Consider the following 12,160-nt stretch of genomic DNA (forward strand, 5'->3'; position numbering starts at 1 on the left):
GCCAAGCGCTCTGAACCAGGCATGGCCGCGAAGGGTCCGCTGCCGGCAATGGCATTCTGCAGCGCTGCATGAAGGCATCGCCTTATCGGCATCCGCCAGCGCTGCGGTTACGCACGCGCGGCGATTTCTGGCTACACTTTCCCCTCCCCTCTACCCCTCCCGAGGAGACAGACCATGAGTGCCCCCATCTATGAATTGTCCGCCGAGCGCCTGGAAGGCGGCGTCCAGTCACTTGGCGACTACGCAGGCAAGGTTCTGCTGATCGTCAACACCGCCAGCAATTGCGGCTTCACGCCTCAATACGAAGGCCTTGAAGATCTCTATATGCGCTATCGCCAACGCGACTTCGAGGTGCTCGGTTTTCCGTGCAACCAGTTCGGTGCCCAGGAACCGGGCGAAGCCGACGAAATCGCCAGCTTCTGTCAGAAGAACTACGGCGTCGCCTTCCCGATGTTTGCCAAGATCGAGGTCAACGGCGCGCACGCGCACCCGCTCTACCAACATCTGAAAAAGGCCGCTCCCGGCCTCCTCGGCAGCGAGGGCATCAAGTGGAACTTCACCAAATTCCTGGTCAACCGCCAGGGCGAGGTGATTGAACGCTACGCCTCGGCGACGGCCCCGGAAAGCATCGCCAAGGACATTGAAGCCCTCCTGTGACGCCCGACTTCAGCGCCATGTTGCGCTGGCCGAACGTGCCGGCCTGCTATGGTTGGCTATCGCTCGACCAGCGCGGTCGCTGGCGAATGCGCGGTGAAGCGGTCAGCCATCGCGGCCTCCAGGATTTCCTCAATCGCCAGTACGCGCACGACGAGGACGGCAATTACTTCGTGCAGAACGGCCCGCAACGGGTCTTCGTCGACCTCGACTACACGCCGTGGGTCTTGCACCTGGCGACGCCGGATTGCTTCGCAACGCAAGTCGGCGAAATGGTCAGCGAACTGCGCGGCGCGGCCATCGACGAGGAAGGCAATCTGCTGCTCGAAATCCCCGCCGGGATCGCCCTGCTCTGCGACCGCGACCTGCCCACTCTGCTGCCCTGCCTGTATCTGGCGAACGGCGAAGTCGCCGACGACGACGCCCTGCTCGCGGCCATCGCCCAGGCAGCTGACTGCGTGAACGCGGACATCAGCCCGCTGACCCTCGTTTGGCACGCGCAGCACCTTCCGGTACGCACACTGCGGCGATCGGATATCCCGAAACGCTACGGCTTTATTGCCTCACCGCAAGAAGCGCCGCCGGGAGTTCTTCCTTGACGCTACGGCAACTCGCTCTCGACGCCTTGCTGCTGAAAACCGCCGACGAAAAGTGCCTTGCGGTCGAACGTATCGCGCTGACCGCAGCCGCCGCGCTGGTCAGCGATGCCCAGATCGTCAGCGCGCCCGATAGCTGCCGCCTGGCCACGGAAACGCTCCCCGGCCGTAGTGCCCGGCCAGCGCTGGTACCACCAGCACAGCTCGCCAAGCGGCCGGTCACCAGCGTCGAGGGGCGCGCCGCGCTGATCCATTCGCTGGCTCATATCGAGCTCAACGCCGTCAATCTGGCGCTCGACATCGTCTGGCGCTTCGCCGCCATGCCAGCCGATTTCTATCGTGACTGGATCGGCGTCGCCGGCGAAGAAGCGCGCCACTTCGGCTTGCTGCGCGAACATCTCGAAACGATGGGCTACGCTTACGGCGACTTTCCCGCCCACGACGGCCTCTGGGCAATGGCCGAAAGAACCAGCGACGACCTCCTGGCACGCCTGGCGCTGGTGCCGCGGACGCTCGAAGCGCGTGGCCTCGACGCGGCGCCGCCGATTCGTGACAAGCTGCAAGGCGTTGGCGACCAGCGCGGAGCAGCGATCCTGGCGACCATCCTCGCCGACGAGATCGGCCACGTCGCCATCGGCAACCGCTGGTACCGCTGGCTCTGTGCGCAGCGCGGCCTGGATCCAGTGAGCAGCTACGCAGAGCTTGCGCATCGCTATCGCGCGCCCCGCCTGCGCGGTCCTTTCAACCTTGAAGCGCGCCGCGCAGCGGGCTTTGACGAAAGGGAGCTGGCAGCCTTGCAGGCGCCATGAAGCGGCACCAGAAGTGGGGACGGTGACGACCCTACCGCCCTCTTTCGGCCTGGCCGTGCTGCTGACGATGCTGGTCGCCCTGGGCCCCTTGTCCACCGACCTTTACCTGCCGGCACTGCCCACCCTGGCGCGGGCGTTCGGCAGCGATGCGGCCGGCGTGCAACTGACGCTGTCCGTCTTCCTGGTCGGTTTTGCCTTTGGTCAGCTTTTCTACGGGCCGCTTTCCGATCGCTTTGGCCGCCGGCCGCTGCTCCTCGGCGGACTGGCCGTCTATGGCCTGGCAACAATCGCCTGCATCGTGGCGCAGAGCATCGAGATGCTGATTGCCGCACGCTTCGTGCAGGCCCTCGGCGCCTGTGCCGGCCCGGTCCTCGGCCGTGCCGTCGTTCGTGACGTCTGGGGCGCGACCGAGTCGGCGCGCATCATTGCCTACATGGGCGGCGCGATGGCCATTGCACCACTGCTCGGACCAACGCTGGGCGGCTTTCTCACCGTACTTTTCGGTTGGCAATCGAATTTCGTCATCCTGCTGCTTATTTGCCTTGCCCAGATCATCGCCGTCGCCTGCCTGCTCAGAGAAAGCAATGTCCACCGACACCCGGGAGCAACGCAGCCACACCAGCTCATCGCCAACTTCCGCCTGTTGCTCGCCAACCGCAGCTATCTCGGCTACGTGCTGACTTTTTCCTTTTCCTACAGCGCGCTTTTCGCCTTCATCTCGGCTTCATCCTTCGTGCTCAGCGAAAGGCACGGGCTGACGCCCGAGGTATTCGGCATGAGCTTCGGTCTGGTCGTCGCTGGCTATGTCCTCGGCTCGCTTGCTTCCGGGAAACTTGTCCGGCGTTTCGGTGGCGACACCCTGCTCGCTTTCGGCGCCTGGCTCGGCGCTGTCGCCGGCTTGTGCATGGCGGCGCTGGAGTTCTCGGGAGCAAGCAGCATTGCCGCCATTCTCGGGCCGATGTTCTTCTGTACCGTGGCCACCGGCCTGGTCATGCCGAACGCCATTGCCAAGGCACTGGCGCCGTATCCGACAATGGTCGGGTCGGCTTCGGCACTGATGGGTTTCGTGCAGATGAGCCTCGCCGCAGTGGTCGGCGTCGCCGTCGGGCACGCACTGCCGGGTGGCGGCGGCGGCGCGCTCGCAGTGGGCGTGGCAATCTGCACGGCACTCGCGCCGCTGTCCTACATGACGCTGATCCGGCCCGGCCGCGACGCTTGAACAGGGCTGTAGCGCTGCCCGAACGCCAGGGCTGATTTCGGAATAAGATAGTTGCCTTCCGCAACCCTTCGTCGACTTTGGGGCCACCCGCTTGCTAGCCAGAGAAACCACGCCCAGCGCGATTGTCAAATACCTCGATCAATACGTCATCGGCCAGGAAGACGCCAAGAAGGTCCTCGCCGTGGCCGTTTACTCGCACTATCGGAAGATTGCCACTTTCGCACAGGACAAGGGCGCGATCGCCAAAAGCAATGTGCTGCTCATCGGACCTTCGGGAACCGGCAAGACCTTGCTCTGCGATACCCTGTCAAGGATGTTGAAGGTTCCCTTCGTCACCGCCGACGCAACTTCTCTGGCCCAGACCAAATACGTCAATGAAGAAATCGAGGCGATCCTGCAGCGCCTGCTCGACAAGGCCGACGGCAGTATCCAGAACGCCCAGCACGGCATCATCTTCATCGACGAAATCGACAAGCTGAAGGCGACCAACACGCAGTCGGGAGCGATCTCCGGCGAGAGCGTGCAACACGCGCTGCTGAAAATAATGGAAGGTTCTCCGGTCAAGCTCAAGGACAACCAGTACGTCGACACCAGCAACGTCCTGTTCATCTGTGGTGGCGCCTTTGTCGGCATCGAGAACATCATGGCCAAGACGCATGGTTTCGGATTCATCGCCACGTCGACCGACGACAACCAGAATATCCTCGATCGGCTGAACAAGCGGGTGAAGCCTACCGACCTCTTCGAATTCGGTCTGATCCCGGAGTTCACCGGCCGTCTGCCGGTGATCGCCAACCTGCATGAGCTGAGCAAGGCGATGCTGGTACGCATCATGAGCGTACCGAAGAACTCGATCTACCGGCAGTACATCGAGATCTTTCGCGGCGAAGGCGTCGACCTGCGCATCGGCCCGAAAGTCTTCGAACAGATCGCCGAAATCGCCATCGAGTACAAGACCGGCGCGCGCAGCCTGCGCGGAATTTTCGAGGAGCTGATCACGCCGATTCTCTACCTCGTCCCCGACCACCCGGAAATCGCCAGGGTTGAAATCGCCTCCCTGTTCGAGGACCCTCGCCTTGTCGGCAGGAAGTGAGCGCGCAATGGTGGTCTCGTCGCTGCCGCCTGCCGAACGCAGCACCAGCCGGGGGCAAGGCCGCGGCGGCGCCCGCGCCGCTTTGCGGATGGCTTTCCTTGCGCTTGCCGCCTTTTTGATTTTCCTGGCAGGAATCAGCATGTTCCAGGACCAGCTCCTGTACTTCCCCGAGCGGGCCAGCGTTGCCGAAATGGAGGGGGCGTCCGCTGGCCTGTCGCCCTGGCCGACGGCGTCCGACTTCCGCGGCCTGCTCGCCGAGCCCGATGGCGCAGTGCGCGCCACGGCGATCATTTTCCACGGCAACGCCGGCCATGCCGGCCACCGTCAGTTCTACGTCGGCGTGCTGACGCGGCTCGGCCTGCGGGTCATTCTCGCCGAGTATCCGGCGTACGGCCCGCGCCCCGGCGAACTCGGCGAGAAGAGCCTGGTCGCCGACGCCGAACAGACGATTGCGCTGGCGCGGCGCCACTACGACGGACCGCTGCTGATCATCGGAGAATCGCTGGGCGCCGGCGTGGCAGCGGCCGCCAGCGATGCGCAGCGCGAACTGATTGCCGGCCTGCTGCTGATCACCCCGTGGGACCGCCTCGAACAGGTCGCCGCCCACCACTACCCGCTACTGCCCGTGCAGTGGCTGCTGCGCGACCGCTATGACAGCGTCGCCCACCTGGCGACTTTCGGGCGCCCGGTCATGGTCGCCATCGCCGCCCGCGACAGCATCGTCCCTCCCCAGTTCGGGCAGGCACTCTATGCTGCCCTCAGCGAACCGAAGAGACTGGCAGTCATCGAGGGCGCCGAGCACAACGACTGGTTCACTCGCCTCGACGACCCCTGGTGGCAAGAGGCAGTGGACTTCCTGTTGTCCAGAGACGCCCAGCCGACAAGCACTCGCTAAGACCCCTGCCCAGAAACAGTCGCCGCGCGAGTCAAGCAACTCAACCCAATCTGCGTAATCTGCGTAATCTGCGGACTCAACAAGACGGGCCCTCCCTGACCGCTTGCGCCGCGCCACCCGCCACTGGCCCCGTCTTCGCTGTCAAGGCATTGATCAGATCGAGCGGCAAGGGCAGCACGACGGTGGTCGCGCGGTCGCCGGCGACCTGGGTCATCGTCTGCAGATAGCGCAATTGCATCGCCTCCGGGCGCTGCGCGAGCGTCGTCGCCGCCTCGAGCAGCGCTGCCGCCGCCTGTTTTTCCCCTTCGGCGTGAATCACCTTGGCGCGCCTTTCGCGCTCGGCCTCGGCCTGACGGGCGATGGCCCGGATCATCGATTCGTTGAGGTCAATATGCTTGATCTCGACGTTGGTGACCTTGACGCCCCAGGCGTCGGTCTGCGCGTCGAGGATTTTCTGCACGTCGATATTCAGCCGCTCGCGCTCCGCCAGCATCTCGTCGAGTTCGTGTTTGCCGAGAACGACGCGCAAGGTCGTCTGCGCGAGTTGCGAAGTCGCCATCAGGAACTGCTCGACCTGGATGATCGCCTTTTGCGGGTCGACGACGCGGAAGAAAACGACGGCGTTGACCTTGACCGAAACGTTGTCACGCGAGATCACATCCTGCGGCTCGACGTCCATGGTCACTACCCGCAGATCGACGCGCACCATCTGCTGAATGCCGGGAATGACGATCACCAGTCCCGGCCCCTTGACTTTCCAGAAACGGCCGAGCTGAAAAACCACGCCGCGCTCGTACTCGCGCAGGATGCGTAGCGAGGCGAACAGCAAAATCAGCAGCATCGGTACCAGGACGCTACCCAGGCCCAGATTGAGATCGAAGATCATGGCGTTGCTCCTTTCGATGAGGAAGAATCGTCGCTGGCCTGCACCTCGAGGATCAGACCGTCCATGCCACTGACCCGCACGCGCTGGCCTGCTGCCAGCGGGCCGCTGGCGCGCACGCGCCAACGTTCGCCGTGGACCTGTACCCAGACCTCGTCGCCGTCCACCAACTCGATTTCGCCATTGCTACCGATCATCGCCTCGCGGCCACTGACCACCAGCGCGCGGCGCGCGCGCAGCGCCATGCCGCCACCAAGCAAGACCAGTGCCGCGGAACTGGCGGCCAGGCCAAAGAGCAGCGGCAGCGGCACGCCCATGCCCGGCACATCGGCATCGAAGAGCAGCAGACCACCGGCGATGAAGGCTGCGATGCCGCCGACCCCGAGCACGCCAAAGGTCGGCGTCAACAATTCGGCGGCCATCAAGCCGATACCCAGCACGATCAGTGCCAGGCCGGCGTAGTTGACCGGCAGCATCTGCAGCGCAAACATCGCCAGCAGCAGGCAGATCGCACCGACCGTACCGGGGACGCCGAAACCGGGCGACGAGAACTCGAAAATCAGGCCGTAGATGCCGATCATCATCAGGATCAGCGCGAAACTCGGGTTGGCGATCACCGACAGCAGGCGGTGGCGGGCATCCGGCAGCAGTTCCAGCGTCGCCATATCGCGCGTGGTCAGCGTCAGCTTGCCGCTCTGCATCTGCACGCTACGCCCGTCGATCTGTTTCAGCAGGTCGGGCACGTCGGCGGCAACGACATCGATAACCTTCTCGCGCAAAGCTTCGGAAGCCGTCAGCGTTACCGCCTCGCGCACCGCACGCTCGGCCCACGCGGCGTTGCGACCGTGCTGCTGCGCCAGCCCGCGGATGAACGCCGCGGCGTCGTTGATTTGCTTGGTTTTCATCGTATCAGCCGATAACGGCGCCGACGCTGGAGCCGGCTCGGAAGCTGTGGCGGGTTTAGCGGCGGGCTCGGCAGCCGGATCGGACGCCGCGCCCGCCGGCGACGGCGGGGGCGACTCCGGACGGCTCGGCGCCGCACCCGGCAGCCCGATCGATACCGGCGTCGCAGCGCCCAGCGTCGTCGCCGGCGACATCGCCGCCAGGTGACTGGCATAGAGGATGTAGGTGCCGGCACTCGCCGCGCGTGCGCCCTGTGGGCTGACGTAGGAAACCACCGGCACCGGCGAGGCGAGAATGGCCTGGACGATCTGGCGCATCGCGCTATCCAGTCCGCCCGGCGTATCGATCCGCAAAACGACCAGCGGCGCCCGCTCGTCTTGCGCACGCCGCAGGCTGCGCACAACATAGTCGGCGCTGGCCGGACCGATTGCGTCCTGCACGGTGAGCACGATTACAGGCGCACTCGCTGGCACACTCGTCGCGGCGCGAAGCGCACCCGGCACGCCCCACATTGCCAAGAGCAGCGCCAGCAAAGCGAGCAAGCAGCGAGCCAAACGCGGCGGCTGCCCGTACTTGCCAGCAATGGACCGCCACCTTTCTGGACCACTGAACAGCGCGTTCATCTGTTCCCCCTTCAATTGGAAATAGCGGAGTCGAACACACCTCAAAATAGCCCAGGCAGGTCATCTGCGCTTTCTTTTTTCCACCGACGCGAACATCGCCAAACTTGCGCTACCATCGCAAAAGCCAAGCGACCTGGCGCTGCCCGGCCTCGCGTGGCGGCGACGATTCTCTTAGTGATAGAGGAGGATGCGGCAATGATTCTCGAACAAATCGCCACTGGCGGCTGCCAGTCCTATCTGATCGGCTGCGAGGACACCAGCACGGCAGCGCTGATCGATCCGGAAATCAGCCAGATCGACCATTACCTTGCGCTCGCCGCGCGTGATGGCTTGCGCATCCGTTACCTGATCGACACCCATACCCACGCCGACCATTTCTCGGCAACCCGGCAGCTGGCACGGAAGTTGGCCGTGCCGGTCGTGATGTACCGAACGAGCGCCGCGCCCTTCGTGGACATGCGCATCGGCGATGGTGAGATGCTGATGCTCGGGCGGCTGCGCTTGCAGGTGATGCACACGCCCGGCCACACCAGCGACTCGATGTGTCTGCAGATCGAGGGCAGCGTGTTCACCGGCGACACCCTGCTGATCGGTGGAACCGGCCGCACCGACCTGCCGAGTGGCAATCCGGAGGCTCTCTACGACAGCCTCTTTCAGCGCCTTCTGAAACTCGACCCCAGCCTTAGAGTCTTCCCGGCGCACGACTACAAGGGCCGGCAAAGCTCGACCATCGGCGAGGAGATCGCCAGCAACCCGCGCCTGCAGAAGCGCGACCGCGCCGCTTTCGTCGACATGATGCGCGAGCTCAACCTGTCGATGCCGACGCATGTCACCGAGGCACTGCGTACCAATATGAGCGGTGGGAAGTCGGTCGCGCAGTTGCTCGCCGAGGCCGCAGCCAGAGTACCGTTCATCTCGCTCGCCGAGCTCAAGGCGCGCGTCGAAGCCGGTGACCAGGACTTGATCGTCCTCGATGTGCGTGAGCGCGACGCTTACGAAAGCGGCCATGTTCCCGGCGCGCGCCTGCTGCCACGCGGTCAGATCGAGTTGCGCGTCAACCAGGAGCTGCCAGACCCGACGCGGCGCATTCTCACCTGCTGCGAGCTGGGGCAGGTATCGACCCTGGCCGCAGCCACCCTGCGCGAGATGGGCTTTCCGCACGTGGTAGCCCTCGACGGCGGTATGAAGGCCTGGCGAGCGGCGGCGTATCCGTTGAACTCGGGACAAGAACCCTAGGTCAACTGGCGTACGTAATTCAGCAATGCGTCCAGTGACGGCTTCTGCCGTTTTCCCCTTTCCCCACGCACCATATATAAGGAGCAAACGATGGGACTGCACATCGGCGACGAAGCGCCGGACTTCACTGCCCAGACCACCGAAGGCACGATTCATTTTCACGAATGGATCGGCGATAGCTGGGCCATCCTCTTTTCCCACCCCAAGGACTTCACGCCGGTCTGTACCACCGAGCTGGGCTACCTCGCCCGCCTCAAGCCGGATTTCGACAACCGTAACACCAAGGTCATCGGGCTGTCGATCGACAGCGTGGACGACCACCTGCGCTGGGCCGGCGACATCGAAGAAACGCAGGGCACGGCACTGAACTATCCGCTGATCGGCGATACCGATCTGGTCGTCGCCAAGCTCTACGACATGATCCACCCTAACGCCAGCGGCAAGGCGGCCGAGCGCACAGCGGTCGATAACGCAACCGTACGCTCGGTGTTCCTGATCGGCCCGGACAAGAAAATAAAACTGACGATGACCTATCCGATGAGCGCCGGACGCAATTTTTCCGAGGTCCTGCGCGCGCTCGATGCGATCCAGCTCAACGCCAGGCACGCGGTGGCCACGCCGGTGAACTGGCGACCGGGTGATGACGTGATCATCCCGACCTCGGTTTCGGACGAAGCCGCCAAGGCCAAGTATCCAAACGGCTGGAAAACGCTCAAACCCTACCTGCGCGTCATCACCCAGCCCGAGTAGTCAGTCGCTTGCACGGCGGCGGCCGGGAAGGCATCAAGCACGCCCGCGCCGCCAGCCAGCACCAGCAAAGCCTTCAGCCGCCTGGCGCAGCCAGCCAGCGGCGCAGCCACGCGCTGCCCGCGTCGACAGCAACCGAAAGCAGGAGCATGGCGGCGATCACCGTACTCGCCTGCGCGTAATGAAATAGCGACAGCTCGACATAGAGTAGCTGCCCAAGGCCACCGGCGCCGACGAAGCCGAGAATCGCCGCCATGCGGATGTTCATTTCCCAGCGGTAGAGCGAATAGGCGATGAGCTGCGACGAGACTTCCGGCAAGGTGCCGTAGAGAAAAGCGGCAGCGGCCGGCGCCCCGGCTTCGAGCAGCGCGTCGCGAGGCCGCGGCGGCGCGTTCTGCAAAGCCTCGGCGAAAAGGCGCCCGAGCACACCACTGGTATGCAGCGCCAGTGCCAGAATGCCGGCAAACGGCCCAAGGCCGGCAGCCAGGGCCATCAAGGTCGCCCACACCAATTCCGGCACCGAGCGCAGCGCGTTGAGTAGAAAGCGCGTCAGCTGCGCGCATGCCTGCCCGTAGCGCCCCGACGCCGGCAAGGCCAGCAGCAGGCCAGCCAGCGCGGCGAGCAGCGTCCCGAGAGCGGAAATGGCCACCGTCTCCAGTGACCCCCAGGCCACCTTCACCAACCAGACAGGCGAAAGATCGAGCGGGAAGAAAGCACCGAAGTAGTCGGCCATCGACGCCAGCGCCGCGCCCGTCAGCAAGGCGGCAAAGCCAGATCAAGCCAGACGTAGCTGGCCGCCAGCGCACTGCCGAGGAGCAGCAACCACAGCAGCGTCCGTGCGCCGAAGGCCGCAGCGACGGCGCGCCCAGTGGCCTCGCCGAGCTGCCGACGCAACAGACCCGAGAGCGCGTCGGCAGCCAGCACCAGGAGCAGGAAAGTGAGCAGGATGGTCGCCGCTTCGCCGCCATTGAGCATGCGCATCGACTGGTCCATCAGCTGGCCGAGGCCACCGGCGCCGACAAAGCCCATCACCACCGAAGCGCGCACCGCGCATTCCCAGCGATAGACGGTGTAGGAAGTCAGCTCCTGCGCGGCACCGGGAAGCAGACCGTAGCACAGGGCCTGCAAGCGGCTGCTACCGGCTTCGAGCAATGCCCGTGCCGGCCGGCTGTCGCCTGATTCGAGAATTTCGGCATAGACTTTGGCCAGCATGCCGCCGTAGGTCAGGCCAAGCGCCAGGACGCCGGCCGCCGGGCCAAGGCCAAAGACACGCACGAAAAGCAAAGCCCAGACCAGCTCGGGTAGGCCACGCAACACCACCAGAAGCATCCGCAAGAGCGCCCGCGACCACTCGGCACGGCGGCGCCCCGATCCCGGACCGATGCGTGAAACCGACAAGGCCTGCGTCGTGGCCATGGCCAGCGGCACGGCGAGGACGAAAGCCAGCGCCATGCCGGCGGTGGCAATCGCCAGCGTCTCGAGCGTCGCACGGCCGAGATAGGCGAGAAACTCGCCACTGCTTGCGGGCGGCAGAAAAGCTGCCAGAAAGCCACCCATCACACGCAGGTGATGGGCTTCGAAAAGCGCCCACGGACGAAATTCGCCGATGACCCCCAGCGGCCAGAGAACGACGATCGCCAGCAGCAGAGCGGCGGCCCGCCCGGGCGCTGCCGGGTCGCGCGGGTGTTTCACCGCCAGCAGGTGCCGCGCCGTGGCGCGCCGGCTGGCAAGGGCGGCTCGCTGGCGAGCAGCGGCAAGCCGCCACCTTCGGTCGCGTAGAGCTCGCTCAACAGCGCTTCGTCGACCGCGCCGACCGGCAGATCAAAAGCAATCCGCCCCGCGCGCATGCCGACGATGCGCGGAAAACACGCCAGCGCCAGGTCGACGGCGTGCAGACTGGCGACCAGCGTCGCTCCGCGCGCCGCGGCATCACTGCTCAGCACCTGGATGGTCTGCAGTGCCAAGGCCGGGTCGAGCGCGGAAACCGGCTCGTCGGCGAGGACCAGCTGCGCTTGCTGATAGAGCACACGGGCAATGCCGACCCGCTGCAGCTGACCGCCGGAGAGCCGGTCGCAGCGATCGAAAACCCGCTCGCCGAGCTCGAGCCGCGCCAGCGCCGCGCGCGCTCCGGCGATATCGACCGGATAGGCCAGCGAAGCGATTCCCTTCCACCACGGCCACTGCCCCAGGCGACCGGCGAGAACAGCGGTCACCAGCCGCTGGCGCGGCGGCAGCGGCGGCGCCTGATGCGCCACACCGATGCGCGCGCGCAAGCAGCGCAGCGCGGCCGCCGACAGCGCCCAGGGATCGCCACCGAGCACATCGATGCGCCCCTTGCTCGGGCGCAAGGCGGCGCTGATCAGACGCAGAAGCGTCGTCTTGCCGGCTCCCGAAGGACCGACGATGGCCAGCTGTTCGCCGGCCTGCACCGCCAGGGAAATGTCGCGCAGCGCGACAAAGCCGTTGCCGTGCGTCAGCTCGACGTCATGCAGACGAAACAAG

Annotated in this window: 13 protein-coding genes; 8 read left to right on the forward strand and 5 right to left on the reverse strand. The window is 65.1% G+C overall.

Translation table 11 applies throughout. The annotated features are described in order from the left end of the window. Positions 1-174: 174 nt before the first annotated feature. The 6 genes from E4Q23_RS07540 (at position 175) to E4Q23_RS07565 (ending at position 5,266) form a co-directional block, all read left to right on the forward strand. On the forward strand, positions 175-657 hold the full coding sequence (locus E4Q23_RS07540; protein WP_169066061.1) for a glutathione peroxidase: 483 nt from the start codon (positions 175-177) through the stop codon (positions 655-657). Next, positions 654-1,253, forward strand: coding sequence for a DUF2946 family protein (locus tag E4Q23_RS07545; protein WP_336511625.1), 600 nt, complete (start codon positions 654-656; stop codon positions 1,251-1,253). The genes E4Q23_RS07540 and E4Q23_RS07545 overlap by 4 nt, the downstream gene beginning before the upstream one ends. Next, a complete protein-coding gene (locus tag E4Q23_RS07550; RefSeq protein ID WP_169066062.1) occupies positions 1,250-2,059 on the forward strand; it encodes a ferritin-like domain-containing protein in 810 nt (269 codons plus the stop codon). The genes E4Q23_RS07545 and E4Q23_RS07550 overlap by 4 nt, the downstream gene beginning before the upstream one ends. Before the next feature lie 22 nt (positions 2,060-2,081). Then, a complete protein-coding gene (locus tag E4Q23_RS07555) occupies positions 2,082-3,278 on the forward strand; it encodes a multidrug effflux MFS transporter (protein ID WP_336511626.1) in 1,197 nt (398 codons plus the stop codon). Between the two features lie 91 nt (positions 3,279-3,369). Further along, the gene (clpX, locus tag E4Q23_RS07560) at positions 3,370-4,371 is read left to right on the forward strand and encodes an ATP-dependent Clp protease ATP-binding subunit ClpX (RefSeq protein ID WP_169066063.1); all 1,002 of its coding nucleotides are present in this window, start codon (positions 3,370-3,372) and stop codon (positions 4,369-4,371) included. A gap of 88 nt (positions 4,372-4,459) precedes the next feature. Next, a complete protein-coding gene (locus E4Q23_RS07565) occupies positions 4,460-5,266 on the forward strand; it encodes an alpha/beta hydrolase (protein WP_169066122.1) in 807 nt (268 codons plus the stop codon). Between the two features lie 76 nt (positions 5,267-5,342). Here E4Q23_RS07565 and E4Q23_RS07570 read toward each other — a convergent pair whose 3' ends face one another. Both E4Q23_RS07570 and E4Q23_RS07575 read right to left on the reverse strand, forming a co-directional pair. Continuing rightward, positions 5,343-6,152, reverse strand: coding sequence for a slipin family protein (locus E4Q23_RS07570; protein ID WP_169066064.1), 810 nt, complete (start codon positions 6,150-6,152; stop codon positions 5,343-5,345). Continuing rightward, on the reverse strand, positions 6,149-7,564 hold the full coding sequence (locus E4Q23_RS07575; RefSeq protein ID WP_211203678.1) for an NfeD family protein: 1,416 nt from the start codon (positions 7,562-7,564) through the stop codon (positions 6,149-6,151). Before E4Q23_RS07575 ends, E4Q23_RS07570 begins: the two co-directional genes overlap by 4 nt. A gap of 306 nt (positions 7,565-7,870) precedes the next feature. Between E4Q23_RS07575 and E4Q23_RS07580 the strand changes: the two genes are divergently transcribed. Together E4Q23_RS07580 and E4Q23_RS07585 are read left to right on the forward strand one after the other, a co-directional pair. Beyond that, entirely contained in the window at positions 7,871-8,911 is a 1,041-nt protein-coding gene (locus E4Q23_RS07580; protein ID WP_169066066.1) for an MBL fold metallo-hydrolase, read from the forward strand. Positions 8,912-9,001: 90 nt separating this feature from the next. Next, entirely contained in the window at positions 9,002-9,661 is a 660-nt protein-coding gene (locus E4Q23_RS07585) for a peroxiredoxin (protein ID WP_169066067.1), read from the forward strand. 73 nt (positions 9,662-9,734) lie between these two features. Here the strand turns inward: E4Q23_RS07585 and E4Q23_RS23660 are convergent, their stop codons facing one another. From E4Q23_RS23660 to E4Q23_RS07595, 3 genes are read right to left on the reverse strand one after another with little or no spacing between them, the layout of a single operon-like run. Further along, the gene (locus tag E4Q23_RS23660; protein WP_248595297.1) at positions 9,735-10,418 is read right to left on the reverse strand and encodes a PhnE/PtxC family ABC transporter permease; all 684 of its coding nucleotides are present in this window, start codon (positions 10,416-10,418) and stop codon (positions 9,735-9,737) included. Then, a complete protein-coding gene (locus E4Q23_RS23665) occupies positions 10,412-11,350 on the reverse strand; it encodes an ABC transporter permease (RefSeq protein WP_336511627.1) in 939 nt (312 codons plus the stop codon). Before E4Q23_RS23665 ends, E4Q23_RS23660 begins: the two co-directional genes overlap by 7 nt. Continuing rightward, complete coding sequence (locus E4Q23_RS07595; RefSeq protein WP_169066068.1) at positions 11,347-12,159, reverse strand: phosphonate ABC transporter ATP-binding protein; 813 nt, start codon at positions 12,157-12,159, stop codon at positions 11,347-11,349. Before E4Q23_RS07595 ends, E4Q23_RS23665 begins: the two co-directional genes overlap by 4 nt. Position 12,160: the final 1 nt, after the last annotated feature.

The sequence above is a fragment of the Candidatus Accumulibacter phosphatis genome (assembly GCF_012939955.1).
In the GTDB taxonomy this organism is placed as follows: domain Bacteria; phylum Pseudomonadota; class Gammaproteobacteria; order Burkholderiales; family Rhodocyclaceae; genus Accumulibacter; species Accumulibacter delftensis.

Bases quoted from the DNA above. Each gene is read 5' to 3' on its own strand.
- E4Q23_RS07540 (WP_169066061.1), top strand. From the start codon at position 175: ATGAGTGCCCCCATCTATGAATTGTCCGCCGAGCGCCTGGAAGGCGGC.
- E4Q23_RS07565 (WP_169066122.1), top strand. From the start codon at position 4,460: ATGGCTTTCCTTGCGCTTGCCGCCTTTTTGATTTTCCTGGCAGGAATC.
- E4Q23_RS07570 (WP_169066064.1), bottom strand. From the start codon at position 6,152: ATGATCTTCGATCTCAATCTGGGCCTGGGTAGCGTCCTGGTACCGATG.
- E4Q23_RS07575 (WP_211203678.1), bottom strand. From the start codon at position 7,564: ATGTGGGGCGTGCCGGGTGCGCTTCGCGCCGCGACGAGTGTGCCAGCG.
- E4Q23_RS07580 (WP_169066066.1), top strand. From the start codon at position 7,871: ATGATTCTCGAACAAATCGCCACTGGCGGCTGCCAGTCCTATCTGATC.
- E4Q23_RS07585 (WP_169066067.1), top strand. From the start codon at position 9,002: ATGGGACTGCACATCGGCGACGAAGCGCCGGACTTCACTGCCCAGACC.